Origin of the sequence: Streptomyces tropicalis (genome assembly GCF_029269835.1) — a bacterium.
Taxonomy (GTDB): domain Bacteria; phylum Actinomycetota; class Actinomycetes; order Streptomycetales; family Streptomycetaceae; genus Streptomyces; species Streptomyces tropicalis.
Window position 1 is genome coordinate 333,581 of the sequence record NZ_JARJBB010000005.1, and the last position, 24,468, is coordinate 358,048.

General features: G+C 72.1%; 28 protein-coding genes. 20 read left to right on the plus strand and 8 right to left on the minus strand.

Going from position 1 to position 24,468, the window contains the following annotated elements; translation table 11 throughout:
* The first annotated feature begins 1 nt into the window (after window position 1).
* Entirely contained in the window at window positions 2–544 is a 543-nt protein-coding gene (locus P3H78_RS12960) for a cupin domain-containing protein (RefSeq protein ID WP_276109076.1), read from the plus strand.
* Window positions 545–605: 61 nt separating this feature from the next.
* On the opposite strand, the gene P3H78_RS12965 is transcribed toward P3H78_RS12960, so the two are convergent.
* The gene (locus tag P3H78_RS12965; protein ID WP_276109077.1) at window positions 606–1,832 is read right to left on the minus strand and encodes an acyl-CoA dehydrogenase family protein; all 1,227 of its coding nucleotides are present in this window, start codon (window positions 1,830–1,832) and stop codon (window positions 606–608) included.
* Between the two features lie 169 nt (window positions 1,833–2,001).
* Here P3H78_RS12965 and P3H78_RS12970 point away from each other — a divergent pair, with 169 nt between their 5' ends.
* Window positions 2,002–2,643, plus strand: coding sequence for a TetR/AcrR family transcriptional regulator (locus tag P3H78_RS12970; RefSeq protein ID WP_276109078.1), 642 nt, complete (start codon window positions 2,002–2,004; stop codon window positions 2,641–2,643).
* Window positions 2,644–2,705: 62 nt separating this feature from the next.
* Here P3H78_RS12970 and def read toward each other — a convergent pair whose 3' ends face one another.
* Window positions 2,706–3,281 carry a peptide deformylase gene (gene def, locus P3H78_RS12975; RefSeq protein ID WP_276109079.1) on the minus strand — a complete coding sequence of 192 codons (576 nt, stop codon included), beginning with the start codon at window positions 3,279–3,281 and terminating at the stop codon, window positions 2,706–2,708.
* 160 nt (window positions 3,282–3,441) lie between these two features.
* Between def and P3H78_RS12980 the strand changes: the two genes are divergently transcribed.
* The 5 genes from P3H78_RS12980 (at window position 3,442) to P3H78_RS13000 (ending at window position 8,220) form a co-directional block, all read left to right on the plus strand.
* Window positions 3,442–4,680: a Mur ligase family protein gene (locus tag P3H78_RS12980; RefSeq protein WP_276109080.1), complete on the plus strand. Its 1,239-nt coding sequence runs from the start codon at window positions 3,442–3,444 to the stop codon at window positions 4,678–4,680.
* A 20-nt stretch (window positions 4,681–4,700) separates the two neighbouring features.
* Complete coding sequence (locus tag P3H78_RS12985) at window positions 4,701–5,429, plus strand: type 1 glutamine amidotransferase (RefSeq protein ID WP_276109081.1); 729 nt, start codon at window positions 4,701–4,703, stop codon at window positions 5,427–5,429.
* A gap of 325 nt (window positions 5,430–5,754) precedes the next feature.
* The gene (locus P3H78_RS12990; protein WP_276109082.1) at window positions 5,755–6,780 is read left to right on the plus strand and encodes a 6-phosphofructokinase; all 1,026 of its coding nucleotides are present in this window, start codon (window positions 5,755–5,757) and stop codon (window positions 6,778–6,780) included.
* Between the two features lie 139 nt (window positions 6,781–6,919).
* Window positions 6,920–7,870, plus strand: a complete 951-nt coding sequence (locus tag P3H78_RS12995; RefSeq protein WP_276109083.1) for a cytochrome c oxidase assembly protein — start codon at window positions 6,920–6,922, stop codon at window positions 7,868–7,870.
* Between the two features lie 98 nt (window positions 7,871–7,968).
* A complete protein-coding gene (locus tag P3H78_RS13000) occupies window positions 7,969–8,220 on the plus strand; it encodes a hypothetical protein (protein ID WP_276109243.1) in 252 nt (83 codons plus the stop codon).
* 3 nt (window positions 8,221–8,223) lie between these two features.
* Here P3H78_RS13000 and P3H78_RS13005 read toward each other — a convergent pair whose 3' ends face one another.
* From P3H78_RS13005 to P3H78_RS13020, 4 genes are all read right to left on the minus strand, one after another.
* Window positions 8,224–9,429, minus strand: coding sequence for a sensor histidine kinase (locus P3H78_RS13005; RefSeq protein WP_276109084.1), 1,206 nt, complete (start codon window positions 9,427–9,429; stop codon window positions 8,224–8,226).
* Window positions 9,426–11,129 (minus strand): sodium/solute symporter, encoded by a 1,704-nt coding sequence (locus P3H78_RS13010; protein ID WP_276109085.1) that lies wholly within the window; start codon window positions 11,127–11,129, stop codon window positions 9,426–9,428. Before P3H78_RS13010 ends, P3H78_RS13005 begins: the two co-directional genes overlap by 4 nt.
* Window positions 11,130–11,222: 93 nt before the next feature.
* Window positions 11,223–11,582, minus strand: coding sequence for a hypothetical protein (locus P3H78_RS13015; RefSeq protein WP_276109086.1), 360 nt, complete (start codon window positions 11,580–11,582; stop codon window positions 11,223–11,225).
* Window positions 11,579–12,352 (minus strand): LytR/AlgR family response regulator transcription factor, encoded by a 774-nt coding sequence (locus P3H78_RS13020; protein ID WP_276109087.1) that lies wholly within the window; start codon window positions 12,350–12,352, stop codon window positions 11,579–11,581. The genes P3H78_RS13015 and P3H78_RS13020 overlap by 4 nt, the downstream gene beginning before the upstream one ends.
* A 77-nt stretch (window positions 12,353–12,429) precedes the next feature.
* On the opposite strand from P3H78_RS13020, the gene P3H78_RS13025 reads away from it, so the two are divergent.
* The 3 genes from P3H78_RS13025 to rocD all read left to right on the plus strand — a co-directional run bounded on the left by P3H78_RS13025 (window position 12,430) and on the right by rocD (window position 15,087).
* The gene (locus P3H78_RS13025; protein WP_276109088.1) at window positions 12,430–12,933 is read left to right on the plus strand and encodes an Lrp/AsnC family transcriptional regulator; all 504 of its coding nucleotides are present in this window, start codon (window positions 12,430–12,432) and stop codon (window positions 12,931–12,933) included.
* A gap of 124 nt (window positions 12,934–13,057) precedes the next feature.
* On the plus strand, window positions 13,058–13,870 hold the full coding sequence (gene ddaH / locus P3H78_RS13030) for a dimethylargininase (protein WP_276109089.1): 813 nt from the start codon (window positions 13,058–13,060) through the stop codon (window positions 13,868–13,870).
* Window positions 13,867–15,087, plus strand: coding sequence for an ornithine--oxo-acid transaminase (gene rocD, locus P3H78_RS13035; RefSeq protein WP_276109090.1), 1,221 nt, complete (start codon window positions 13,867–13,869; stop codon window positions 15,085–15,087). Before ddaH ends, rocD begins: the two co-directional genes overlap by 4 nt.
* A 315-nt stretch (window positions 15,088–15,402) precedes the next feature.
* Here rocD and P3H78_RS13040 read toward each other — a convergent pair whose 3' ends face one another.
* Window positions 15,403–16,683: an FAD-dependent oxidoreductase gene (locus P3H78_RS13040; protein WP_276109091.1), complete on the minus strand. Its 1,281-nt coding sequence runs from the start codon at window positions 16,681–16,683 to the stop codon at window positions 15,403–15,405.
* Window positions 16,684–17,122: 439 nt separating this feature from the next.
* Between P3H78_RS13040 and P3H78_RS13045 the strand changes: the two genes are divergently transcribed.
* Window positions 17,123–17,545, plus strand: a complete 423-nt coding sequence (locus tag P3H78_RS13045; protein WP_276109092.1) for a hypothetical protein — start codon at window positions 17,123–17,125, stop codon at window positions 17,543–17,545.
* 278 nt (window positions 17,546–17,823) lie between these two features.
* Here the strand turns inward: P3H78_RS13045 and P3H78_RS13050 are convergent, their stop codons facing one another.
* Window positions 17,824–18,867, minus strand: coding sequence for a YihY/virulence factor BrkB family protein (locus tag P3H78_RS13050; protein WP_276109231.1), 1,044 nt, complete (start codon window positions 18,865–18,867; stop codon window positions 17,824–17,826).
* 477 nt (window positions 18,868–19,344) lie between these two features.
* Between P3H78_RS13050 and P3H78_RS13055 the strand changes: the two genes are divergently transcribed.
* The 9 genes from P3H78_RS13055 to P3H78_RS13095 all read left to right on the plus strand — a co-directional run bounded on the left by P3H78_RS13055 (window position 19,345) and on the right by P3H78_RS13095 (window position 24,467).
* Window positions 19,345–19,728, plus strand: coding sequence for a gas vesicle protein GvpO (locus tag P3H78_RS13055; RefSeq protein ID WP_276109093.1), 384 nt, complete (start codon window positions 19,345–19,347; stop codon window positions 19,726–19,728).
* Between the two features lie 74 nt (window positions 19,729–19,802).
* Window positions 19,803–20,228 carry a gas vesicle structural protein GvpA gene (locus P3H78_RS13060; RefSeq protein ID WP_276109094.1) on the plus strand — a complete coding sequence of 142 codons (426 nt, stop codon included), beginning with the start codon at window positions 19,803–19,805 and terminating at the stop codon, window positions 20,226–20,228.
* A complete protein-coding gene (locus P3H78_RS13065) occupies window positions 20,225–20,968 on the plus strand; it encodes a GvpL/GvpF family gas vesicle protein (protein ID WP_276109095.1) in 744 nt (247 codons plus the stop codon). Before P3H78_RS13060 ends, P3H78_RS13065 begins: the two co-directional genes overlap by 4 nt.
* 7 nt (window positions 20,969–20,975) lie before the next feature.
* Entirely contained in the window at window positions 20,976–21,221 is a 246-nt protein-coding gene (locus P3H78_RS13070; protein ID WP_276109096.1) for a gas vesicle protein GvpG, read from the plus strand.
* A gap of 30 nt (window positions 21,222–21,251) precedes the next feature.
* Window positions 21,252–21,887, plus strand: coding sequence for a DNA primase (locus P3H78_RS13075; protein WP_276109097.1), 636 nt, complete (start codon window positions 21,252–21,254; stop codon window positions 21,885–21,887).
* Window positions 21,880–23,073 (plus strand): SRPBCC family protein, encoded by a 1,194-nt coding sequence (locus P3H78_RS13080; protein ID WP_276109098.1) that lies wholly within the window; start codon window positions 21,880–21,882, stop codon window positions 23,071–23,073. The genes P3H78_RS13075 and P3H78_RS13080 overlap by 8 nt, the downstream gene beginning before the upstream one ends.
* Window positions 23,073–23,435: a gas vesicle protein gene (locus P3H78_RS13085; protein ID WP_276109099.1), complete on the plus strand. Its 363-nt coding sequence runs from the start codon at window positions 23,073–23,075 to the stop codon at window positions 23,433–23,435. Before P3H78_RS13080 ends, P3H78_RS13085 begins: the two co-directional genes overlap by 1 nt.
* Window positions 23,428–24,282, plus strand: coding sequence for a GvpL/GvpF family gas vesicle protein (locus P3H78_RS13090; RefSeq protein WP_276109100.1), 855 nt, complete (start codon window positions 23,428–23,430; stop codon window positions 24,280–24,282). Before P3H78_RS13085 ends, P3H78_RS13090 begins: the two co-directional genes overlap by 8 nt.
* Window positions 24,279–24,467, plus strand: a complete 189-nt coding sequence (locus tag P3H78_RS13095) for a gas vesicle protein (RefSeq protein ID WP_276109101.1) — start codon at window positions 24,279–24,281, stop codon at window positions 24,465–24,467. The genes P3H78_RS13090 and P3H78_RS13095 overlap by 4 nt, the downstream gene beginning before the upstream one ends.
* Window position 24,468 lies beyond the last annotated feature (1 nt).

Genomic DNA, 24,468 nt, shown 5'->3' on the forward strand with positions numbered 1-24,468 from the left:
GATGACGGCGATCGAGGAACCGACGACGGCGTCCGACGGCCTGCTGGTGCCCCCGGGCCACGGCCGGGTCGTCGCGACGCCCGCGCAGCGCGTGACCTTCAAGGTGACCGGATCGCACTCGCGGTCGGCCTCCACCTTCGAGGTGGAGGTCCCGCCGGGCTTCGACGTCGGCGCCCATGTGCACACGCGCAGCGAGGAGTTGTTCTACGTGCTCGAGGGCGAGCTGGACGTGCTCGCGTTCGAGCCGCGGATCCGGACCCCGGACCACTGGCAGAGGTGGGAGTCCCGGTCGGGCAGCCCCGTGGTGCGGGCCACGCCGGGCACGGTGATCGTGGTCCCGCCGGGCTGCCCGCACGCCTTCGCCAACCCGACGGAGGCGCCCGCCAGGATGTTCTTCCAGGCTTCACCACCGCCCGACCACGAGCGGTACTTCGAGGAACTGCTGGAGATCCTCGGGGCCGGCGGTCCGCCGGACCACGCGGCGATCGAGGATCTCAGGAAGCGCTACGACATCGAGCAGCTCACCCCGCTGAAACACCGGTGAGCGACGCCGAGGGGTGGGAGGACCGGGCCTCCCCACCCCTCGGGCGCTGCTGCGCACGCGGTCAGCGCAGCGGCAGTCCCGAGATCGTCCGGGAGATCACCAGGCGCTGGATCTCGCTGGTGCCCTCGAAGATGGTGTAGATCGCCGCGTCGCGGTGCATGCGCTCCACCGGGTACTCGCGGGTGTAGCCGTTGCCGCCGAGTATCTGGATCGCCTGGGCGGTGACCTTCTTGGCGGTCTCACTGGCGAACAGCTTCGACATCGATCCCTCGGCAGCGGTGAACGGCTTACCGTTGACCGCCATCCACGACGCGCGCCACACCATGAGGCGGGCGGCGTCGACCTGCGTCGCCATGTCGGCGAGCTGGAAGGCGACGCCCTGGTTGTCGATGATCGGTCGGCCGAACTGCTCCCGGGTGCGGGCGTAGTCGAGGGCGACCTCGTAGGCGGCGCGGGCGGTGCCGACCGCCATCGCGCCGACCGCCGGGCGGGACGCCTCGAAGGTGGCCATGGCCGCGTTCTTGACGCGCTCGCCGCCCTTCCTGGCCCGCTCGCGGGCGCGGGCGAGGCGCTCGTCCAGCTTCTCCTTGCCGCCGAGCAGGCAGGAGCCGGGGACGCGCACACCGTCCAGGACCACCTCGGCGGTGTGGGAGGCGCGGATGCCGTGCTTCTTGAACTTCTGCCCCTGGGACAGGCCCGGCGTGTTCGGCGGGACGATGAAGGAGGCGTGGCCCTTGGAGCCGAGCTCCGGGTCGACGACCGCGACGACCACGTGGACGTTGGCGATGCCGCCGTTGGTGGCCCAGGTCTTGGTGCCGTCGAGCACCCACTCGTCCTTGGCCTCGTCGTACACCGCGCGGGTGCGCATCGAGGAGACGTCGGAGCCGGCGTCGGGCTCGGAGGAGCAGAAGGCGGCGACCTTGACGTCGTTCGGGTCGCCGTACATCTGGGGGATCCAGGTGCCGATCTGCTCCTCGGTGCCGTTGGCGAGCACGCCGACGGCGGCGAGGCCGGTGCCCACGATCGACAGGGCGATGCCCGCGTCGCCCCAGAACAGCTCCTCCATCGCCATCGGGATGCCGAGACCGCTGGCGTCGAAGTACTGCTGGGCGTAGAAGTCGAGGGAGTAGATGCCGACCTTGGCGGCCTCCTGGATGACCGGCCAGGGAGTCTCCTCACGCTCGTCCCATTCGGCGGCCGCGGGACGGATCACGTCGGCGGCGAAACCGTGGAGCCAGTCCCGGACCTCCTTCTGTTCGTCGTTGAGCTCCATGGTGAACTCGGCCATGTCCCCTCCAACTGCACACGTACATGTTACTTGCGGTAACACGAGTGTGTTACTGGCGAGTAGGAAATGTCAACCCCCGATGACCGGTCGGCAGCCCGTTCGAGGTCCAGGCCTTTGACAGTGTTAGTTTGCGCAGGCGTCACCGAAACAGCACGGGTGGGGAGAGCACATGGACACCACACAGCGGACCGAACAGCAGCAGTCGGCCGACCGCCGGCGGCGCGAGCTGCTGGAGGCCGCCGACCGGGTGGTGCTGCGCGACGGCCCGCATGCCTCGATGAACGCCATCGCCGCCGAGGCCGGCATCACCAAGCCGATCCTCTACCGCCACTTCGGCGACAAGGGCGGGCTGTACGCGGCCCTGGGCAAGCGGCACACCGACGCCCTCCTCGACTCCCTGCGGGCCGCGCTGGACGCGCCGGCCGAGCGCCGGGAGCGGGTGGAGGCGACCCTGGACACCTACCTCGCCGCGATCGAGGCCCGTCCGCAGGTGTACCGCTTCCTGATGCACCCCGCGGAGGGGTCTCAGGGCGAGGCGGGCTTCGACGTCGGCAAGCACTCCGCCCCCCTGCTGCGCCGCATGGGCGAGGAGCTGGCCCAGGTCATCGCGGAGCGCCTGGACCTCGGCCCCGGGAGCGAGCAGCTGGCCCGGGTGTGGGGCCACGGCATCGTCGGCATGATGCACGCGGCGGGCGACTGGTGGCTCGGTGAGCGGCCCTGCTCCCGCGCCGAGCTGGTGCGCAGCCTGGCCGACCTCCTCTGGGGCCGGCTGGCGGCGGCGGGCGACAAGGTGGGCGGTCCGGGCTTCTGAGCCCCGCGAGGGCCGGGCTCGCGGGCCCGGCCCCGGTCGGGCCCGGGGCGCCCGGTCGGCCCCTACCGGGTGCCGTCCGGCCGGACCCGGCCGTGCCCGGGGCGCCCCCAGGGCGCCTTCGCCGCCTGCCGCAGCACGCGCCGCCGGCGCAGACCGGTGAGGCGGTCGACATACAGAAGGCCCTCCAGGTGGTCGTACTCGTGCTGGAGGCAGCGGGCGAAGAACCCCGTCCCGTGCACGGTGACCGGCTCCCCCGTCACGGTGACGCCCTCGACGACCGCCTCGTCGTGGCGCTCGGTGCCCGCCTCCAGGCCCGGCAGGGACAGACAGCCCTCGGGTCCGCGGACCACCACGCCGTCCGTCTCCACCAGCCGCGGGTTCACCACATGGCCCAGACGGCGCACGTCCTCGTCGTCCGGGCAGTCGTAGACGAACACCCGCTGGGCGACCCCGATCTGGTTCGCGGCCAGCCCCACCCCCCGGGCGGCGTACATCGTGGCGAACAAGTCCTCCACCAGCCGTGCCAGTTCGGGGCCGAAGTCGGTGACCTCCCGGCAGGGCTCGTGCAGCACCGCGTCGTGGAGCAGGGCGAGGGGCCGGACGCGCCCGTGGGCGCCCGGGATCGGGCCGTTGCGCATGGCGGCAAGGGTACGGTCCTCTAGGCCGCGCGAAGGGCGCGCGGGTGCCGCCGCGGTGCCGGGGTTCGGGAGTGCGAACGGATCTCGATAGGCTGAGGCCCACACCACGTTGCCGAACGACTTCGAGGCGCGGCGCGTACGCAAGGAGGATCGAGAACTGATGTCAGGCAACTCGGACCCGCTCTCGCCGCGGGCCAAGCTGGCCGTGACCGCGGGCAAGGCGGTCGCTGCAGCGTCGCGTGCCGCGGGACGCGGCAGCGGTTCGGTGATCGGCGGTCGGGTCGCCCTCAGGCTCGACCCCGATCTGCTCGGCCGCCTCGCCCAGCACCTGGACGTGGTCCTGGTCTCGGCGACGAACGGCAAGACCACGACGACCCGGCTCATCGCCGAGGCGCTCCGGGCGGCCGGCCCGGTGGTGTCCAACGCGCTCGGCGCCAACATGCCCGCGGGCATCACCTCGGCGCTCGCCGGCAGCTCGGAGGCGAAGTTCGGCGTCATCGAGGTCGACGAGAAGTACCTCGCCGGTGTGGCGCGCGACACGTCCCCCAAGTGCATCGCGCTGCTGAACCTCTCCCGCGACCAGCTGGACCGCGCCGCCGAGACCCGGATGCTCGCCGAGCACTGGCGTGAGGGCCTGTCGGGCTCCAAGGCCGTGGTCGTGGCCAACTGCGACGACCCGCTGGTGGTCTGGGCAGCCTCCTCCTCGCCGAACGTGGTCTGGGTCGCCGCCGGGCAGATGTGGAAGGACGACGCCTGGTCCTGCCCGTCCTGCGGCGGCGTGATGCAGCGGCCCGGCGAGGACTGGTTCTGCGGCGAGTGCGGCTTCCGCCGCCCGACCCCGACCTGGGCCCTGTCCGGCGACCACGTCCTCGACCCGCACGGCTCGGCCTGGCCGATCCACCTCCAGCTGCCGGGCCGCGCCAACAAGGCCAACGCCGCCTCCTCGGCCGCCGTGGCCGCGGTCTTCGGGGTGCCCCCGCAGGTGGCCCTGGAGCGCATGTACCAGGTGCAGGCCGTCGCCGGGCGCTACGACGTGGTGCAGTTCATGCAGCGCGACCTGCGGCTGCTGCTGGCGAAGAACCCGGCCGGCTGGCTGGAGACCTTCTCCCTGATCGACCCGCCGCCCACCCCGGTGATCCTGTCCGTCAACGCGCGCGGCGCGGACGGCACGGACACCTCCTGGCTGTGGGACGTGGACTACACGCGCCTGACCGGGCACCCCATCTTCGTGATCGGCGACCGCAAGCTGGACCTCGCCGTGCGCCTGGAGGTCGCGGGCCAGCACTTCCAGGTCTGCGACAACCTCGACCAGGCCGTCCAGCAGGCCCCGCCGGGCCGCATCGAGGTGATCGCGAACTACACCGCGTTCCAGGACCTGCGCCGCCGCGTCGGCAACTGACCACGAAGGACGAGCCCCACATGAGCGACAACCAACTGCGGCTGGTCTGGATCTACCCGGACCTGCTGAGCACCTACGGCGACCAGGGCAACGCGCTCGTCGTCGAGCGGCGCGCCCGGCAGCGCGGTCTCGACGTGGCCCGCCTGGACGTGCGCAGCGACCAGCCGATCCCGACCTCCGGCGACATCTACCTGATCGGCGGCGGCGAGGACCGCCCGCAGCGGCTCGCGGCCGAGCGGCTGCGCCGGGACGGCCACCTGCACCAGGCCGTGCAGAACGGCGCGATCGTCTTCTCTGTCTGCGCCGGCTACCAGATCCTCGGCCACGAGTTCGTGAACGACCTCGGCCAGCGGCAGCCGGGCCTCGGCCTGCTCGACGTGGTGTCGGTGCGCGGCGAGGGCGAGCGGTGCGTCGGCGACGTGCTCGGCGACGTCGACCCGCGTCTCGGCCTGCCGCCGCTGACCGGCTTCGAGAACCACCAGGGCGTCACGCACCTCGGCCCCACCGCGCGCCCCCTCGCCCGGGTCCGCCTCGGCAAGGGCAACGGCACCGGCGACGGCACGGAGGGCGCGTACAACGACACGGTCTTCGGCACGTACATGCACGGGCCGGTGCTCGCGCGCAACCCGCAGATCGCGGACCTGCTGCTGAAGCTGGCCCTCGACGTCAACGCGCTGCCGCCGATCGACGACCGCTGGTACGAGGCGCTGCGCAACGAGCGCATCGCCGCCGCCCAGCAGCCCGCGTAACCGGAGCACACCCGTCCGGATCCCGGCCGCCGGGCCGTCCGGACGAGCGGACCACCGGCGCCGGCCTGCGCGGAAACGGTGCTGCGGCGGCCCGCCGGGCGGCTCCCCCGCCAGGGGGCCGCCACCGGTCCGCACGGCCCGTCCGATCGGGGGTCCGCACAGGTGAGCGGGCCCGTACGATCAGGCATCCGCACAGGTGAGCGGGGTCGTCCAGCAGGCGGACGCACGGTTCGGTCCCGCCCCCCGGTGCCGCTAGGGTGGCGGTGAATCGAGCCGGACAGCGTGGTCCGGTCCCCGCGCCCACGGTGAGAAGGTTATTCGGGCTATGCGCATTGGTGTCCTCACGTCCGGCGGCGACTGCCCCGGCCTGAACGCCGTCATCCGGTCCGTCGTGCACCGCGCCGTCGTCGACCACGGCGACGAGGTCATCGGCTTCCGGGACGGCTGGAAGGGCCTCCTGGAATGCGACTACCTCAAGCTCGACCTCGACGCTGTGGGCGGCATCCTCGCCCGCGGCGGCACCATCCTCGGCTCGTCCCGGGTCCGTCCCGAGCACCTGCGGGACGGCGTGGAGCGGGCCCGGGGCCACCTCCGGGAACTCGGTCTCGACGCGATCATCCCGATCGGCGGCGAGGGCACGCTGAAGGCGGCCCGCCTGCTGTCGGACAACGGCCTGCCCATCGTCGGCGTGCCGAAGACCATCGACAACGACATCGCCGTCACCGACGTCACCTTCGGCTTCGACACGGCGGTGACCGTCGCCACCGAGGCGCTGGACCGCCTCAAGACCACCGCCGAGTCCCACCAGCGCGTGCTGATCGTGGAGGTCATGGGCCGCCACACCGGCTGGATCGCGCTGCACTCCGGCATGGCGGCCGGCGCCCACGCCATCGTCGTCCCGGAACGGCCCTTCGACATCGACGAGTTGACCGCGAGGGTCGGCGAGCGGTTCGCCGCGGGCAAGCGGTTCGCCATCGTCGTCGCCGCGGAGGGCGCCAAGCCCGCCGCCGGAAGCATGGAGTTCGACGAGGGCGGCAAGGACATCTACGGCCACGAGCGGTTCGCCGGCATCGCCCGGCAGCTGTCCCTGGAGCTGGAGCAGCGCCTCGGCAAGGAGGCACGGCCGGTCATCCTCGGGCACGTGCAGCGCGGCGGCACGCCCACGGCCTACGACCGGGTGCTGGCCACGCGGTTCGGCTGGCACGCGGTGGAGGCCGTGCACCGCGGCGAGTTCGGCCGGATGACGGCGCTGCGCGGCACGGACATCGTGACGGTGCCGCTGGCCGAGGCCGTGGAGACCCTCAAGACGGTACCCACCGACCGGTACGCCGAGGCGGAGTGCGTGCTCTGAGCCGCGAGCCGTCCCGGGGACGTACGGGCCCGCGGGCCTGAGGCAGGGTTGCCCCGCCCCCGGCCGCGGACGCGGCCGGGGGCGGTTCTACCCTGGTGCGGACAGACCGCACAACCCCCCACGAAGCAGGAGCCGGCGGATGGATCACAGCATGCACGGCATGACGATGGATCTGCCGCCGTTCACGGTGGCCCGCGGCCTCATGTGGTCCGCGGACCCGATCTTCCTCGTCGCGTGCCTGCTCGGGCTCGGCCTGTACGGCTGGGGCGTCGTCCGGCTGCGGCGGCGCGGGGACGCCTGGCCGGTGGGCCGGACCGTCGCCTACACCGCCGGTGTGCTGACCGTGATGCTGGTCATGTGCACCCGGCTGAACGACTACGGCATGGTCATGTTCAGCGTGCACATGGTGCAGCACATGGTGATCAGCATGCTGTCGCCCATCCTGATCCTGCTGGGCGCGCCGATCACCCTGGCGCTGCGGGCCCTGCCGGTCGCCGGCCGGGGCCGCCGGGGACCGCGCGAGCTGCTGCTGGCCCTGCTGCACAGCCGCTACCTGCGCGTGGTGACCCACCCCGCCTTCACCATCCCGCTGTTCATCGCGAGCCTGTACGCGCTCTACTTCACGTCGATCTTCGACCTCCTGATGGGGTCGAGGACGGGGCACACCGCCATGATGGTGCACTTCCTCGCGGTGGGCCTGGTCTTCTTCTGGCCGATCATGGGCGTGGACCCGGGACCGCACCGGCCGGGCCACCTGATGCGGATGCTGGAGCTGTTCGCGGGCATGCCCTTCCACGCGTTCTTCGGCATCGCGCTGATGATGGCGAGCACGCCCATGGTCGCGACCTACCGCAATCCGCCCGCGTCCCTCGGCATCGACGCCCTCGGCGACCAGACGGCGGCCGGTGGCATCGCCTGGGCCTTCAGCGAGGTGCCGTCCGTGCTGGTGCTGCTCGCGCTGCTGTTCCAGTGGTACCGCTCCGAGCAGCGCCAGGCCCGTCGCAAGGACCGCGCCGCCGACCGTGACGGCGACCGCGAGCTGCAGGAGTACAACGCCTACCTGGCGTCGCTCAACGCGCGCGGCCGCTGACCGTCTCCCCGGCCGGTCCCCCTGCGGGACCGCCCGCCCCGCCGTGCCCGGACCTCCGCGTGAGCGTCCGGTTCCCCCGGGAGGACACCCGGAGGTCCTTGCGTCCCCGCCCATCCGCCGGGCCGGACGGCGGCGCGGCGGGCACCATGGAGGGGTCGGACCACGAGAAGGGTGTCGCGATGCCCGGTTCCCCGCACGGTTCCACGAGGACGATGGGGGTGCTCACCCTCGCCGCGCTGGTCGTGGTGAGCGCCTACACCGTGGCCCTCGGCAGCAACGGCTGGCTGTGGTTCGGCTGGGTGGTGCTGGGCCTGATCACCCTGGCGACGGCCGCCTCGCGCCGGACCTGACCCTCACTCCGCGGGCAGCCGCCCCGCGGAGTGGACGCCCGGCTGGTACTTGGGCAGCCGGACGGTGATCCTCATGCCGGCCCCGGGCGCCGTCTCCAGGACCAGGCCGTGGCCGTCGCCGTAGACCTGGCGGAGCCGCTCGTCGACGTTGGACAGCCCGATGCCGCCGGACGGGCTGACCTCGCCGGCGAGGATGCGGCGCAGCAGCGCCGGGTCCATGCCGGCTCCGTCGTCGTCGATGGCCACGACGGCCTCGGCGCCCGCGTCCTGCGCGGTGATCCGGATGCGGCAGGTTCCGGCCTTGCCCTCCAGGCCGTGCTTGACGGCGTTCTCGACCAGCGGCTGCAGGCACAGGAAGGGCAGTGCCACCGGGAGGACCTCGGGGGCGATCTGGAGGGTCACGGCGAGGCGGTCGCCGAAGCGCGCCCGGACCAGGGCGAGGTAGTGCTCGATGGCGTGCAGCTCGTCGGCGAGGGTGGTGAAGTCGCCGTGCCGCCGGAAGGAGTAGCGGGTGAAGTCCGCGAACTCCAGCAGCAGTGCGCGGGCGCGCTCGGGGTCGGTGCGCACGAACGAGGCGATCACGGCGAGCGAGTTGAAGATGAAGTGCGGGGAGATCTGGGCGCGCAGGGCCCTGATCTCGGCCTCGATGAGCCGGGTCCGCGAGCGGTCGAGGTCGGCCAGCTCCAGCTGCACGGACACCCAGCGGGCGACCTCGGCCGCGGCGCGGGCCAGGACCGCCGACTCGCGCGGCGCGCAGGCGACGAGGACGCCGTGCACCCGGTCGTCGACGGTCAGCGGGACGAGGACCGCCCAGCGCAGCGGGCAGTCCGGGGTGCCGCAGGTGAGCCGGAACGCCTCGCCCCGGCCGGTCCGGAGCGGGCCGGCCAGATGGCCGGCTATCTCGTCGCGGTGGTGGGCGCCCACGCCGTCCCAGGCCAGCACCCGCCGGTCGTCGGCGAGACACAGCGCGTCGGTGCCGAGCAGGGTGCGCAGCCGGCGGGCCGACCGGCGGGCGGTGTCCTCGGTGAGCCCGGCCCGCAGCGGGGGCGCGGCGAGGGAGGCGGTGTGCAGGGTCTGGAACGTGGCGTGCTCGACGGGGGTGCCGAGGCCGCCGAGGTTCTCCGGCCGGGCCGTGCGGCGGCCGAGCCAGAATCCGGCGGCGAGCAGCGGCAGCACGGCCACGCACAGGCCGGCGAGGAAGCCGCTCACCCCTTCACCTCCGCGCGCAGCTGCTCGGGCAGGTGGAAGCGTGCCAGGACGGCGGCGGTCCGGGCCGGCGTACGGCCCGGAGTGGCCAGGGACACCAGGACCATGGTGACGAACCCCAGGGGCACCGACCACGGGGCGGGCCAGGCGAGCAGGGTGTGCAGCGGCCCGGTGCCGGGGTAGCCCGCCATGGTCGCGGCCACCGCGAGGAGCGCGGAGCCGCCGCCCACCAGCATGCCGGCGGCCGCACCGGGCGGGGTGAGCCGCCGCCACCAGATGCCGAGGACGAGCAGCGGGCAGAACGACGACGCGGACACGGCGAAGGCGAGTCCCACGGCGTCCGCGACCGGCAGCCCGCCGACGACGGCGCAGGCGGCGAGCGGCACGGCCATGGCCAGCAGGGCGCCGAGCCGGAAGTGCCGTACGCCGCGGGCCGGCAGGACGTCCTGGGTGAGCACCCCGGCCACCGCCATGGTCAGTCCGGACGCGGTGGACAGGAAGGCGGCGAAGGCCCCGCCGGCGACGAGCGCGCCGAGCAGGTCGCCGCCGACTCCGCCGATCATGCGGTCGGGCAGCAGCAGCACGGCCGCGTCGGCGTCGGAGGTGAGCGCGAGTTCGGGGGTGTAGAGGCGGCCGAGGGCGCCGTAGACGGGCGGCAGCAGGTAGAAGGCGCCGACCAGGCCGAGCACGGCGACCGTGGTGCGGCGGGCGGCGACCCCGTGAGGGCTGGTGTAGTAGCGGACGACCACGTGCGGCAGGCCCATGGTGCCGAGGAAGGTGGCGAGGATCAGTCCGTACGTGGCGTACAGCGGGCGCTCCTCGCGGACGGTGGCGAGGGTGCCGGCGTCCGGGCCGTGGACGGACTCGGGGACGCGGGCGCCCGGGCCGAACGTCAGCCGGGTGCCGCTCTCGACGCGGTGGACGCCGGCGGGGAGCCGGGCCCGGCCGCCGTCCAGGGTCCGGCCGTCGACCCGGCCGTGCACGGTGACCGTCAGGGGCCCGACGAGCCGGAGGTCCAGGGTGCCGTCGAAGCGGACCGTGCGCTGCTCGCGGAAGGCGGGCGGTTCCTCGAAGGCGTGCCGGGGGGCGCCGTCGCCCTGCCAGGCCAGGACCAGGAACAGGGCGGGGACGAGCAGGGCGGTCAGTTTGAGCCAGTACTGGAAGGCCTGGACGAAGGTGATGCTGCGCATGCCGCCCGCTGCGACGGTGGCGACCACGACGACGGCGACGACGACGGCGCCGAGCGTGCCGGGCGCGCCGGTCAGCACCGTCAGGGTCAGCCCGGCGCCCTGGAGCTGGGGCAGGAGGTAGAGCCAGCCGACGCCGACGACGAAGGCGCCGGCCAGGCGGCGCACGGCGGGCGAGGCGAGCCGGGCCTCGGCGAAGTCGGGCAGGGTGTAGGCGCCGGAGCGGCGCAGCGGGGCGGCGACGAAGAGGAGCAGCACCAGGTATCCGGCGGTGTAGCCCACCGGGTACCAGAGCATGTCGGGGCCCTGGACGAGGACCAGGCCGGCGATGCCGAGGAAGGAGGCGGCGGAGAGGTACTCGCCGCTGATCGCGGCCGCGTTCAGGCGCGGGCCGACGGTGCGGGAGGCGACGTAGAAGTCGGAGGTGGTGCGGGAGACGCGCAGGCCGAAGGCGCCGACGAGGACGGTGGCGACGACGACGAGGACGACGGCGGGCACGGCGTAGCCGGAGTTCACGGTCCGGGCGGTCCTCTCAGGTCTTCTCGGGTCCTCCCGGCGGTCCCGGGTCTCCTGCGGCCGCCGGCGTCCCCTCGGTCGTCCGGGTCCCCCTCAGCGGTCCTCGACGAGGCGGACGAAGTCGCGCTCGTTGCGCTCGGCGCGGCGCACGTACCAGCGGGCGAGGAGCACGAGCGGCGCGTAGAGGCAGAAGCCGAGCACCGCCCATCGCAGGCGGCGGGCGTCGGGGGCCGCGGCGAACACCAGGGGCAGCGGGCCGACGAGCAGCACCAGCACGGCGAACACACCCAGTGCCGCACGCAGTTGACTGCGCATCAGGGAGCGGACGTAGGTGTGCCCGAGGGTGGTCTGCTCGTCGATCTCGGTGCGCGGCCGGGAGGGGCCCGGGGCGCGGCGGGCGCGGTGGGGCGGGCCGGTGACGACGACCCGGCGCTCGGCGGGGTCCGGGGTCATCCGCTCTTCCTTCCCTGGTGCGCGGTCCGGCGGGTCAGCATCTCCCGCAGCTCGCGTGCGTGGCGGCGGCTGACCTGGAGCTCCTCGGAGCCGACCAGCACGTTCACCGCGCCCGCGTCCAGGCGGAGTTCGTCTATGTGGCGCAGGGCGACCAGGTGGCGGCGGTGGATGCGCACGAAGCCGCGGCCGCTCCAGCGGTCCTCCAGGGTGGACAGCGGGATGCGCACGAGGTGGTTGCCGGTGCCGGTGTGCAGCCGCACGTAGTCGCCGCGGGCCTCGACGTGGGTGATGTCCTCGACCGCCACGAAGCGGGTGACGCCACCGAGTTCGACGGGGACCTGGTCGGGGTCGGGCTCGCTCACCGGGATGGGCGGGGCGGTGCCGCGCAGGTCGGCGGCCCGGCGGACCGCCTCCGCGAGCCGCTCGGTGCGGACCGGCTTGAGGACGTAGTCGACGGCCTTGAGGTCGAACGCCTGGACGGCGAAGTCCTCGTGGGCGGTGACGAACACGACCAGCGGCGGCGCGGCGAACCCGGTCAGCAGCCGGGCGAGGTCGAGCCCGTCGAGGCCGGGCATGTGGATGTCGAGGAAGACCACGTCGATGGCGTCCGGCCCGTGCGGCCCGGACTCCAGGGCGCGGTTGATCCGGCGCAGCGCCCCGGTCGCGTCGCCCGCGCCCTCCACGGTGCCGATCCGGGGGTCGGCGCCCAGCAGGTAGAGCAGTTCCTCCAGCGAGGGGCGTTCGTCGTCGACGGCGAGGGCGCGCAGCATGAACGAGGAGTGTAGGGGCGATCCGCGCGGCTGCACATGTGCCGGGCGTGGACGTTCCCGCTGGATACAGTGCCGACATGAACAGCAGGCCAGCGCCGTTCGACGAGCTCGACCGGAAGATCCTCACCGCCCTGATGGCGAACGCCCGCACCAGTTTCGCCGAGATCGGCGCCGCGATCGGCCTGTCGGCGACGGCGGTCAAGCGCCGGGTGGACCGGCTGCGGGAGACGGGGGTGATCACCGGATTCACGGCGACCGTCACACCGTCGGCGCTGGGCTGGCGCACCGAGGCGTACGTGGAGGTGTACTGCGAGGGCGCGGCGCCGCCGCGGCGGCTGGCCGAGGTCGTCCGCAACCATCCGGAGATCACCGCGGCGATGACGGTGACCGGCGCCGCGGACGCACTGCTGCACGTGCGGGCGCGGGACGTGGAGCACTTCGAGGCGGTGCTGGAGCGGATCCGTACGGAGCCGTTCATCCGGAAGACGATCAGCGTGATGGTGCTGTCGCACCTGCTGCCGGAGAGTCCGGAGGCAGGCGCCAGCCACGCCGCCCCGCAGGACGCAGCAGAGCTGCGCTGATCGGGACGACAACGCAGCATTCCTGCTCTGACACGCAGCTTTCCTTTCTTGTCGTGCATCCGGGTCGCTTCCTACCTTGGAAGCCGACCCCAGTCGACACCCTTGGAAGCGGAGGAACACCTCTGTGGCCGAACCCCGTGTGCCGCGCCGGCGGCGCTTCCTGGTCTGCGAACCCAGACACTTCGCCGTGCAGTACGCGATCAACCCGTGGATGCATCCGGACCGTCCCGTCGACGTCGCCCGGGCCCAGGCCCAGTGGAAGACGCTGACCGACGTCTACCGCGCCCACGGCCACACCGTCGACTCGGTGGAGCCCGTGCCCGGCCTGCCGGACATGGTCTTCGCCGCGAACTGCGCGGTCGTCGTGGACGGCCGCGTCTTCGGCTCCCTCTTCCACGCCCCCGAGCGCCGTCCCGAGTCACTCCCCTTCGACACCTGGTTCAAGTCGGCCGGGTTCGACGTGTACCGGCCGGAGTCGGTCTGCGAGGGCGAGGGCGACCTGGTCCCCGCCGGACGGTGGATCCTCGCCGGCACCGGTTTCCGCACCACGCGCGACGCCCACCGCGAGGCGCAGGAGTACCTCGGCGCCCCGGTGATCGGGCTGACCCTGGTGGACCCGTACTTCTACCACCTGGACACCGCCCTGTTCGTCCTCGACGACGACAACGTCGCGTACTACCCGGAGGCGTTCTCGCCCGGCAGCCGCGAGGTGCTCGCCCGGCTGTACCCGGACGCGGTGCTCGCCGGCCGGGAGGACGCCATGGCGTTCGGCCTGAACTCCGTCTCCGACGGACGTCACGTGTTCATCTCGCCCGGGGCGACGGAGCTGGCCGGCCGGCTCGCCGACCGCGGCTACGTCCCCGTCCCCGTCGACCTGTCCGAGTTCCACAAGGCAGGCGGCGGCATCAAATGCTGCACCCAGGAGATCCGCTCATGACGGCACCCGCCCGCTCCCGTACGTCCGCCGACCTCATCCGCGCCGAGGAGCCCGTCCTCGCGCACAACTACCATCCGCTGCCCGTGGTCGTCGCACGCGCCGAGGGCGCCTGGGTGGAGGACGTCGAGGGCCGCCGCTACCTCGACATGCTGGCGGGGTACTCGGCCCTCAACTTCGGCCACCGCCACCCGGCGCTGGTGGAGGCGGCGCACCGGCAGCTGGACCGGCTGACGCTCACCTCACGGGCCTTCCACAACGACCGGCTGGCCGAGTTCGCCGAGAGGCTGGCGCAGTTGACGGGGCAGGACATGGTGCTGCCCATGAACACCGGCGCCGAGGCCGTCGAGAGCGGCATCAAGGTGGCCCGCAAGTGGGCGTACGACGTGAAGGGCGTCCCGGCGGACCGGGCCACGATCGTGGTCGCGGCGGACAACTTCCACGGCCGCACCACGACGATCGTCAGCTTCTCCACCGACGAGACCGCCCGGTCCGGCTTCGGCCCCTTCACGCCCGGCTTCCGCGTCGTGCCGTACGACGACCTGGCGGCCCTGGAGGAGGCCGTCGACGAGACGACGGCGGCGGTGCTCATCGAGCCGATCCAGGGCGAGGCGGGCGTCATCGTCCCGCGCGACGGCTACCTCGCCGGCGTGCGCGAGCTGACCCGCCGCAGGAACTGCCTGTTCGTCGCCGACGAGATCCAGTCGGGACTCGGCCGCACCGGCCGCACCCTCGCCGTGGACCACGAGGACGTGGAGCCGGACGTGGTGCTGCTGGGCAAGGCGCTGGGCGGCGGCATCGTGCCGGTGTCGGCGGTGGTCGGGCGCCGCGAGGTCCTGGGCGTGCTGAATCCCGGGGAGCACGGGTCGACGTTCGGCGGCAACCCGCTGGCGGCCGCGGTCGGCACGGCGGTGGTGGAGCTGCTGGAGACGGGCGAGTTCCAGCACCGGGCGGACACCCTGGGCGCGGTCCTGCGCGACGGGCTGACCCGTCTGGTCGGCCGGGGCGTGGTCGGCTTCCGCTCCCGCGGTCTGTGGGCGGGCGTGGACGTCGACCCGGCGATCGGCAGTGGCCGCGAGATCAGCGAGCGTCTGATGAGGGAGGGCGTCCTGGCCAAGGACACGCACGGGTCCACGATCCGGCTCGCGCCGCCGCTCACCGTGACGGAGGACGAACTGCTCGGGGCGCTGGCGTCCTTCGAGAAGGTACTGGCCGTCTGACGGGCCGCGCCCGGGCTCGGTCGCGTACGGGCCCGGCGGGGCGTACGAAGCCGCCGGACGCGCGCCCGAGCGGGGCGTACGGAGCCGGCCGGACGCACGCCCAAGCGTGTGCCCGGCGGGCTCGAGCCGGGGGCCGTGCGCTCGGCGGCTTCGTACGCCCTGCAGGGCCCGTACGCCGGCGGGCCCGAGCCCGGGCGCACGGCCCACCCGCCGTTTGCGGGTCGGCGATCCGGCCCGGACCGGCCCGCGCGGGTGGTGGCCTGCGCCCCGTATGCAGTCGCGCCGCGAGCCCGGGCGGAACCCGGCGCAGGCCGGTCAGGACGTGGTCCGGCGCGCCGCGTGGCGGGCGATGCGGGTGGCGGCGTACTCCGTGCCGGCGACGAAGCGCATCATGGGGCCGAACATCGGTGCCGCCATCGAGCCGGTGAAGTACAGGCCGGGCACCGAGGACTCGAACGCGCCCGAGAGGGCCGGGGACTTCGCGCCCCGGACGCACGCGACCCCGTCCCGCACGGCCGGCGTGAGGAAGGGCACGGCGTCCAGGTCGAGCCGGTAGCCGGTGGCCGCGAGCACATGGTCGACCTCGACGGTCCCGCGGCCGCCGCCGCTCTCCGCGACCTCCAGGCGCACGGCGCCGCCGGCCGCCTCGGCACCGGTGACGCGGCAGGCGGTGCGCACCGGCACCGTGCCGTCGACCCGGTCCCGCAGCCACCAGCCGCCGGAGGGTCCCAGCGCCCGCCGGAAGAGCAGCAGCCGGGCCGGCGCGGGCAGCCGGCGGACCCCGCCCGGGGCCCGGCAGACCGCGGCCAGGGCCCAGCCCGTGCCCAGCGGCGAGGCGGGCCGCGCGATCCGCTGCGTCCAGGGGCGCACGAGCACGGGGGGCGTCCCCCACAGCACCGTCCGCTCGCGGACCAGCACCTGTGCCGCGGCGCCCGCCTCGTGCAGCAGTGCGGCGCTCTCCAGCGCGGACTGGCCGCCGCCGACGACGGCCACCCGCCGGCCCGCGTAGCGGGACAGGTCGGTGTGGTGGCTGCTGTGCGACACCGGTGTCCCGGGCCCGGGGGCCCCCGGGGCGAGACGGCTCAACTCCTGTGGGATGTGGGCCAGTCCGTTCAGGCCGGTGGCCACGACGACCGCGGCGGCGACGAACTCGCGGCCGTCGTCCAGCCGTACCGCGAAGCCGGCGCCGGACGGCTCGCGGTCGACCGAGGCGACGCGGACCGGGTCCACGTCGCCGACGTACCGCTTCTGGAACCACTGCCCGTAGCGCACGAACACGTCGCACGGGATCGGTGTCAGCTCGGTCAGCTCCGGCTCGCCGTGCAGCCGGCGGAAGTCCGCGAGCCGTCCGCCGGGCTCGGCGGCGGACAGGTCGGTGGCGGCCGGGGTCGACTTCAGGAACATGCCGGTCGCCATGGCGTGCCGCCAACTGCCCATGACATCACCGAAGATGCGGTACGGCACCCCCGCGGCGCGCAGATGGGCGGCGACCGAGAGCCCGTACGGCCCGGCGCCCACCACCACGACGGGGCGGTCCTGCCCTCCGGAGCCCGTGCGGGTCCGGGCAGGGCTCCGCCCCGGAAGCGACTGCGTCATGCGTCCCCCCGTTGTCCCCCGCGCCGTCCTCCCCAGGGCGGCGCGACACTTCGGGCAGGCGCACCGGCGCAGGCCGCCGCACCCGTCCCCCCTCCGCCGGTCAGTGTTACCCATCGGCCGGGCCCGGGATGCGAAATCGCGACAAGTTGCCGGAACCTGGGCGAACCGTTTACCCGACGGCCGCGCCCCGACCACCTCTCCGTCCCCCGGTGGCCGACGCGCGCTCCTGCGCCGGCAGCCGGACAAGGGGGCGGCCCGAGGTCTTCCTGTCGGCCACGTCACAGCGGTGACGCGGCCGGCCGCCGGACGGCCGGGAAACGCCCCCCACCCCAGGTGAACCCGTCGGCATGCTCACGGTGACGACTGCAGCATCGACACGTTCGGACACCGGTTCTCAACAAATCCGTTTCACACGCGCGAGTGCGGCTACACGAACTCCATGGGTGAGACTGCTAAGAACGACGAGGCGACCAAGAACACCGGATCCACCAGCCGCAAGAGCGCGGGGTCCAAGGCCACCGCGGCCCGTTCGGCGACCAGGCGGGCGGCCGGTGCCGGGGCGTCGAAGGCGACGGCTGCTTCGGAAAGCGCCGGGTCGGCCGACGCCGGCGAGGCGGCGTCCGGCCGAGTGGTGGCCCTGAGCACGAAAGCCAAGGCAAGCGGTGAATTCCTGGCCTCCGTACCGGAGAAGTCGATGCAGTTCGCGTCGACCACCTGGACCCTGGTGAAGAACCGCAAGACGATAGCAGCGGGAGTGGGAAGCGGGGTAATCGCCGCCCTGCTGGGCGCCTATGGGCTCGGCAGGACTGCGGCGCGGCGTGGCCACGGGCCGTTCACCCGAGCCACCGGCGGTCGATTCTGAGCGACCGCCGGAAGGCTTCGACCTGAGTCGATTCCGGCTCCGGGTTTTCAGGAGCGGTCGACGCCGTTGAACGCCGGGCGAAGTCGCTCGTGTGGAATGAGGTAAATGAGGTAAGGGCGGCCGAGCACCTGCTCGCCGGGAGGCCGACCGGAGATTCCTCCGGTCGGCCTTCGCGTGCACGGATTCAAAGCACGGCATGCGCCGGGGGCGGCCAGGGAAGTCCCCCGCGAATGGCCGCCCCCGACGCAGATCGTTTCCGCGTGACGCCGCGCGCGGCGTCACGTCGCCTGCTGCTCGTCCCGCTCGTCCCAGGCCCGGGTGTCCCTCGGTTCCACGAAAGGCTCGGCCTCCTCCGGGTGGCCGCCGGCCATGGCGCGCTGCCGCGTGACTTCCGCATCGAATTCCAGCCCCAGCAGGAGGGCGAGATTGCTCAGCCACAGCCACACGAGGAACACGATCACTCCGGCCATCGCCCCGTACGTCTTGTTGTACGAGGAGAAGCCGGACACGTAGAAGGTGAATCCGGCGGACGCCACCAGCCAGACGAGCAACGCGAGAAGCCCGCCCGGGGTGACCCAGAGCCACCCGCGGCCCTTGACATTGGGGGTCGCCCAGTAGAGCAGGGCGATCATCAGCACCAGCAGCACGGCCAGCACGGGCCACTTGGCGAAGGACCAGACCGCAAGGGCGGTGTCGCCCACGTGGAAGTAGTCTCCCACCCTCTTGGCGACGCCTCCGCTGAGGACCACGATGAGTGCGGTGAGCGCCGCCAGCACCATCAGCGCGAGCGTGAGCCCCAGGCGCAGCGGGAGGATCTTCCAGAGCGGGCGGCCCTCCGGGACGTCGTACACCTGATTGGCGGTCCTGACGAAGGCCCCGACGTAGCCCGACGCCGACCAGACCGCGAGCACCAGTCCGATCACGGCCATGACCGAGCCGGTGCCGGCATTGCCCTGCAACTGCGTCACCGTGCTGGTGAGAATGTCCCGGACCGACCCCGGCGCAAGGGTCTCCAGGTTGTCGAGAATCCTGCGAGTGACGTTCTTCCCCACCACGCCCAGGAGGGACACCAGCACCAGCAGCGCGGGAAAGAGCGAAAGGACGGCATAGTAGGTCAGAGCTGCCGCACGGTCCACCAACTCGTCTTCCTGGAACTCACGAAGACTCCGCTTGAGCACGTCCCTCCATGCTCGCTTGGGCAGTTCGATCGGAGAGTCCGGCGCTGCCCGTTCGACCGAGTCCGACGGGCCGTACTCTTCCGGCCCGCTCTCCTTTCCTTCACCCGCTGCACCCGAGCCTCCCACGCTGTTTACATACGACATGTCTTCCGCATGTCCCTCACGGGCGTCGGCACGCATCACGTCGTCACTCACGCCCTCGAGCCGCCTCCGCCCCGCGCCGTACGAGCCCGCGCCGCGGGGGCCGACGGGGCCGACGGGACCGGGGGTGGCCCCGTGCCGTCGGCGTGTGCACGACGCCCGCCAGGGCACCTCGCGGCGCTGCCAGGACCGACCGGATTCAGCCCGTACCGGGACGACTCCCCGCTGTGCGATGAGACACATCCGAAGCCGTGCGTCGAGCACCGGGGCCTCCGCCCGGATCAACTCAGCACCCTCCGGGAGCCGTAACTCGGCAGGAGCGGGGAAGTCGGACCCCAGTACCCCCCGCTGTCGCGGCGGCGGTTGGCCCCTCCGCGGGCCGGCCCACTGCCCAGGGAGCGCCCATGTGAATCACAGGGACTGTGAAGGTTTAGCCAGGCATTCACGGGAACCAGAGGTGGGAGCGGCTGGGAGGTTCCTATGACGAACTCATCTGATTCATCACACGCAGGGTCCGGCAACACATCCAGAACAACTGCCAAGAAGAGCAGTCGCGGGAGCGAACCTGACGAAGAGGCACCTCCTCGACGCACCGAGAGGCTTCGCCCCGCCGAGGCCATCCGAGAGGCGCGCGAGCAACTGGGCGAGCTCACCGGCAAGCCCGTCGACGCGGTCTCCACTTTCAGTGCCACCGAGGACGGTTGGAATCTCGAAGTGGAGGTCCTGGAACTGTCCCGGGTTCCCGACACCATGAGCCTGCTTGCGAGTTACCGGGTCACCCTCGATCACCAGGGGATGCTCACCGGCTATCAGAGGATCAGGCGTTACGAGCGGGGACGGTCGGACGACCGCCGCTCCGGCTGAGAACGCCGTCCAGGAATGCACGGAAAACCCCAAGCACAGAAGACCCCGAACACAGAGGACAAGGAGGACTGCCCATGACTGTCGCCACGACCCAGCAGAGCGGCGGAGGCGGAGGTACCAGTGGCCTCTACGACGTACTCGAACTGGTGCTGGACCGAGGTCTTGTCATCGACGCCTTCGTCCGGGTGTCGCTCGTCGGCATCGAAATTCTGAAGATCGACGTCCGTGTCGTCGTCGCCAGCGTGGACACGTACCTGCGCTTTGCCGAAGCGTGCAACCGGCTTGACCTGGAAAGCGGCGCGAACAAGAGTCCCGGCCTGCCGGAAATCGTGGGCGACACCATGGAATCCGGTGCGCGCGGCAAGACCAAGGGCGCCCTGTCCGGAGCCGCCCAGACCATTTCGGAAGCCTTCAGCCAGGCCCGTGACGAGGGCGAGAGCCAGTCCCGGCCGCGTCAGCGCCGGGCCTCCTCGAGCCGCCGCAAGGAGGAGCAGGAGTGAGCACGTACGTCTACGGCATCGCGGACGCCGACCACCCGACCCTGCCCGAGGGCATGGAAGGCATCGGAAGTCCGGCACTGAAGGTCCGCACGGTCAAGGGCGGCGGGCTCGCCGCGCTCGTCAGCGACGCTCCCGAGAATCTGCGGCCCAAGCGCCGGGACCTGCTCGCTCACCAGAACGTCCTGGCCGAAGCCGGAGGCGGCGGGACCATCCTGCCGATGCGCTTCGGCAGCGTGGCGCACGACGACGACGCAGTCGCCTCCGCCCTGGAGGAACGGGCCACGCACTACCGGGAGCGGCTGGAAGCCCTGAGCGACCGGGTGGAGTACAACGTCAAGGCCCAGCACGACGAAGACGCCGTGCTGCACACCGTCATGGCCCAGAACGCCGACGTACGCGCCCTGACGGAGAGCAACCGGGGCTCCGGGGGTGGGACGCACGAGGACAAGCTGCGCCTGGGCGAACTGGTCGTCAAGGCCGTGCAGGCTCGCGAGGTCCAGGACGCCGAGCTGGTGCGCGCCACCCTTGAACCGCACGCGGACGCCGTCAGCGCCGCGCCCGAGAGCAGCGGCTGGATCACCAATCTCTCCTTCCTCGTGAACCGCGCCACTTCCGAGCGGCTGCTGGGGGCGATCGAGGAACTGCGCCAGGCACACCCCCACCTGGTGTTCCGCGTCAACGGCCCGCTGCCGCCCTACAGCTTCGTGGAACCAGGCCCGGCGGCTCCGGCCGCGGACTGAGGCCTTCATGGGGCTGCTGAGCGAGGTACTCCTGCTGCCGCTGGCTCCGGTGAGGGGCTCCATGTGGGTCCTGGACCAAGTGGTCGCGGAAGCAGAGCGCCAGTACTACGACCCCTCGGCCGTGCAGGCCCAGCTGGCCCGTCTGGAGGAGCAGCTGGAGGCCGGCGACATCGACGAGGAGACGTTCGACCGCCTGGAGGACGAACTCCTCGACCGGCTGGAAGCCAGTCGGACCAGACAAGCAGGCGCGTGAAGTCTCGCGTGCAGGAACGGACGACACACCATGAACCGAGCATCACTCGGACTCGCCGTAGGAGCCGGCTACGTCCTCGGACGCACCAAGAAGATGAAGCTTGCGTTCGCCGTCGGCACCTTGGTCGCCGGCAAGAAGCTGCAGCTGAGTCCCACGGCCGTCCTCGATCTAGTCCGTACGCGGTTGGATGCCAACCCGGCGTTCAAGGAGATAGGCGGACAGCTCCGCGAGGACTTCCGAGGGGTCGGCAAGGCCGCGACCGGCGCGATTCTCGAACGGCAGATGGAGGGTCTCGCCAACCGGCTGCACAGCAGGACCGCCGGCGTGCGTGACCGCATCGAGGGTGTGGCGCCCGACCTCGACGATGTCGACGACGTGGCGGACAAGGCCACGGGAGGACGGGGCGGGAAGCTCACGGGACGCTCGTCGCGGAGCGCCGACAGTGAGGAGGAGAGCGACGAGCAGGCGCAGGACGCGGACCGTCCGGCACCTCGCAAGCGGACCCAGGCACGAAAGTCGGCCGCGTCCGACGGGCGGAAGACAGCGCCTCGCAAGCGCAGCCAGACGGCCGGCAAGAAGGCGGCCTCGTCTCCGGCCAAGAAGGCCGCGGGGACCGCCCGGCGGTCCCCGCGCGGCGGAGCGAAGGGAGAGCGCGGCAATGGCTGAGCCGACCAGGGCGAACCCGCTCACGGATCTGGCCAGGAGCCAGGCCGCCGAACGGCTCAAGGCCGAGGCGCAGGACTACCTGGCCGCGCAGGCGACGCGCGTTCTGACCGGAGCCGGTCGCAAGCTGGGCCGGACCACGAGCACGCTCAACGACATCGCGCAGGGGAACAGCCCGGGCTTCGCCAAACTCGCCCTGCAGAGCGGCCGCAAGCTCGCCGAGGGCAAGGGTCCCGTGCGCACGGCGGTCGAAGTGGGCGCCGGCCACCTCAAGGACAACGTGGTCAGCGGGGTCAAGGGCCTGTTCGGCAAGGGCGGCAAGGGCAAGTCCAAGTCCGGCGGCGGCAACAAGCCGACGGTCATCCTCGAGAGCATCGACGTCGGAGTCGACGTACGCGCTGCCTACGACCAGTGGACGCAGTACCAGGAGTTCTCCACCTTCGCCCGGGGCGTCAAGAACGCCAACCGTGCGGACGACGTGACCTCCGACTGGCAGATGAAGATCTTCTGGTCCAGCCGGAGCTGGAAGGCGCACACCACCGAGCAGATACCCGACCAGCGCATCTGCTGGACCTCCGAGGGGGCCAAGGGCACCACGAAGGGGGTCGTCACCTTCCATGAGCTCGGCGAGAACCTGACCCGCGTCCTTCTGATCATCGAGTACTACCCGAAGGGCCTCTTCGAGAAGACCGGCAACATCTGGCGTGCGCAGGGCCGCCGTGCCCGCCTGGACCTCAAGCACTTCGCACGCTTCGTCTCCCTCAAGGGCGAAGCGACCGACGGCTGGCGCGGTGAGATCCGCGACGGTGAGGTCGTGCGCAGCCACGACGACGCCGTGGCCGAGGAGGACGAGCGGCGCGCCCAGGACTCCCCGGACGACGTGCACGAGGGTGAACCTTCCGATCAGGCGGACGACCACGAGGACGATGCCTACGCGGACGAGGAGCCCCGGGAGCACACCGAGGAGGACGAGTACGCGGACGAGGACGAGTACGTCGACGAGGACGAGCCGGCGTACGAGGACGAGGACGACGAGTACACCGACGACGAGCCCGAGGACGAGTACGCCGACGACGAGGAGTTCGAGGACGAGTACGCCGACGACGAGCCCGAGGACGAGTACGTCGACGACGAGGACGGTTCCGAGAGGCGTGGGCGCCGCGAGCACGCAGATGCCCGGAGCCGTTGATGGGTCCCGCAAGCAGCTTTCCCGACTCCCCCCTGGGCGGGGGGAGTTCGGGGGCGAACCTCGCCGACATCCTGGAACGCGTGCTCGACAAGGGCATCGTCATCGCGGGCGACATCCGCATCAATCTGCTCGACATCGAACTGCTCACCATCAAACTGCGCCTGATCGTGGCGTCGGTCGACAAGGCCAAGGAGATGGGCATCGACTGGTGGGAGCACGACCCGGCCTTGTCCTCGGGCGCCCGCCACAAGGAACTCGCTGAGGAGAACGCCGAGTTGAAGAGGCGGCTCGCCGCCCTGGAGAGCGGGGACGCTCACGAGGCGCTCGACACGGCCCGACGGAGGGAGCCGCGGCATGAGTGATCTCCGCTATGTCTATGCGGTCTGCAGCCCCCTCGGGGCCCCGCTCGGAGCGGACCTGGCCGGTGTCGGGGGCGCCGCTCCTCGCACGGTGCACCACGCCGGTCTGACCGCGATGGTGAGCGACGTGCCGGCCGACCAGTTCTCCGAGAGTGCCCTGCGCCGCCACCTGGAGAACCTCGACTGGCTGGCCGAGACCGCTCGTGCCCACGACACGGTGATCGCGGCCCTCGCCAAGGTCACCAGCCCGGTGCCGTTGCGCCTGGCCACGGTGTTTCGCGACGACAGCGGCGTACGCGCCATGCTGGAGACAGAGGCCGACCGGCTCCGCGCCTCTCTCACGCGCATCCACGAACGGGTCGAGTGGGGGGTGAAGGTCTATGTGGAGGAGGAGCAGGCCGAGCCGACTGCAGCGCCACGCGGTGGCTCCGGCGCCGCGGACCACGGCGGGCGAAGCCGCCTGTCGGGAAGCTCCCTCGCCACGGGGTCGGGACGTGACTACCTTCGCCGCCGCCGGGCCGAGCGAGCGGGCCGCGACGAGGTGTGGCGACGGGCGGAGACCTTCGCGCAGCGCCTGCACGACCAGTTGTCGCTGCACGCCGACGAGACGCGGCTCCACGCCCCGCAGAGTCCCGAACTCACCCGGGCCGCGGGCCGCAACGTCCTCAACGCGGCCTACCTGGTGCACCGTTCGGCATCGGATGCCTTTGCGGAACAGGTCGACGCACGCAAGGACGAGCAGCCCGGTCTGCGAGTGGAACTGACCGGACCCTGGGCCGCGTACTCCTTCTCCCGGCAGCCCGAGGAACGCTCGGACACGACGCAACCGTCGGCAGGTGACACGCCATGACCGTCATCGAACGGCGAGAGATAGCCCTCGTGGACCTGCTGGACAGGCTCCTCGCGGGCGGGGTCGTCCTCACGGGGGACATCACCTTGCGCATCGCGGACGTGGACCTGGTCCGGATCGATCTGAACGCCTTGATCAGTTCGATCAACGAGACTGTCCCCTCCCCCTGGGAAGGTGCGCTGTGAG

What these genes read in the sequence shown, in the direction of transcription:
- P3H78_RS12960 (WP_276109076.1), top strand. Translation starts at nt 2, where the DNA reads ATGACGGCGATCGAGGAACCGACGACGGCGTCCGACGGCCTGCTGGTG.
- P3H78_RS12965 (WP_276109077.1), bottom strand. Translation starts at nt 1,832, where the DNA reads ATGGCCGAGTTCACCATGGAGCTCAACGACGAACAGAAGGAGGTCCGG.
- P3H78_RS12970 (WP_276109078.1), top strand. Translation starts at nt 2,002, where the DNA reads ATGGACACCACACAGCGGACCGAACAGCAGCAGTCGGCCGACCGCCGG.
- def (WP_276109079.1), bottom strand. Translation starts at nt 3,281, where the DNA reads ATGCGCAACGGCCCGATCCCGGGCGCCCACGGGCGCGTCCGGCCCCTC.
- P3H78_RS12980 (WP_276109080.1), top strand. Translation starts at nt 3,442, where the DNA reads ATGTCAGGCAACTCGGACCCGCTCTCGCCGCGGGCCAAGCTGGCCGTG.
- P3H78_RS12985 (WP_276109081.1), top strand. Translation starts at nt 4,701, where the DNA reads ATGAGCGACAACCAACTGCGGCTGGTCTGGATCTACCCGGACCTGCTG.
- P3H78_RS12990 (WP_276109082.1), top strand. Translation starts at nt 5,755, where the DNA reads ATGCGCATTGGTGTCCTCACGTCCGGCGGCGACTGCCCCGGCCTGAAC.
- P3H78_RS12995 (WP_276109083.1), top strand. Translation starts at nt 6,920, where the DNA reads ATGGATCACAGCATGCACGGCATGACGATGGATCTGCCGCCGTTCACG.
- P3H78_RS13015 (WP_276109086.1), bottom strand. Translation starts at nt 11,582, where the DNA reads ATGACCCCGGACCCCGCCGAGCGCCGGGTCGTCGTCACCGGCCCGCCC.
- P3H78_RS13020 (WP_276109087.1), bottom strand. Translation starts at nt 12,352, where the DNA reads ATGCTGCGCGCCCTCGCCGTCGACGACGAACGCCCCTCGCTGGAGGAA.
- P3H78_RS13025 (WP_276109088.1), top strand. Translation starts at nt 12,430, where the DNA reads ATGAACAGCAGGCCAGCGCCGTTCGACGAGCTCGACCGGAAGATCCTC.
- rocD (WP_276109090.1), top strand. Translation starts at nt 13,867, where the DNA reads ATGACGGCACCCGCCCGCTCCCGTACGTCCGCCGACCTCATCCGCGCC.
- P3H78_RS13040 (WP_276109091.1), bottom strand. Translation starts at nt 16,683, where the DNA reads ATGACGCAGTCGCTTCCGGGGCGGAGCCCTGCCCGGACCCGCACGGGC.
- P3H78_RS13045 (WP_276109092.1), top strand. Translation starts at nt 17,123, where the DNA reads ATGGGTGAGACTGCTAAGAACGACGAGGCGACCAAGAACACCGGATCC.
- P3H78_RS13050 (WP_276109231.1), bottom strand. Translation starts at nt 18,867, where the DNA reads ATGTCGTATGTAAACAGCGTGGGAGGCTCGGGTGCAGCGGGTGAAGGA.
- P3H78_RS13055 (WP_276109093.1), top strand. Translation starts at nt 19,345, where the DNA reads ATGACGAACTCATCTGATTCATCACACGCAGGGTCCGGCAACACATCC.
- P3H78_RS13060 (WP_276109094.1), top strand. Translation starts at nt 19,803, where the DNA reads ATGACTGTCGCCACGACCCAGCAGAGCGGCGGAGGCGGAGGTACCAGT.
- P3H78_RS13070 (WP_276109096.1), top strand. Translation starts at nt 20,976, where the DNA reads ATGGGGCTGCTGAGCGAGGTACTCCTGCTGCCGCTGGCTCCGGTGAGG.
- P3H78_RS13075 (WP_276109097.1), top strand. Translation starts at nt 21,252, where the DNA reads ATGAACCGAGCATCACTCGGACTCGCCGTAGGAGCCGGCTACGTCCTC.
- P3H78_RS13080 (WP_276109098.1), top strand. Translation starts at nt 21,880, where the DNA reads ATGGCTGAGCCGACCAGGGCGAACCCGCTCACGGATCTGGCCAGGAGC.
- P3H78_RS13085 (WP_276109099.1), top strand. Translation starts at nt 23,073, where the DNA reads ATGGGTCCCGCAAGCAGCTTTCCCGACTCCCCCCTGGGCGGGGGGAGT.
- P3H78_RS13090 (WP_276109100.1), top strand. Translation starts at nt 23,428, where the DNA reads ATGAGTGATCTCCGCTATGTCTATGCGGTCTGCAGCCCCCTCGGGGCC.
- P3H78_RS13095 (WP_276109101.1), top strand. Translation starts at nt 24,279, where the DNA reads ATGACCGTCATCGAACGGCGAGAGATAGCCCTCGTGGACCTGCTGGAC.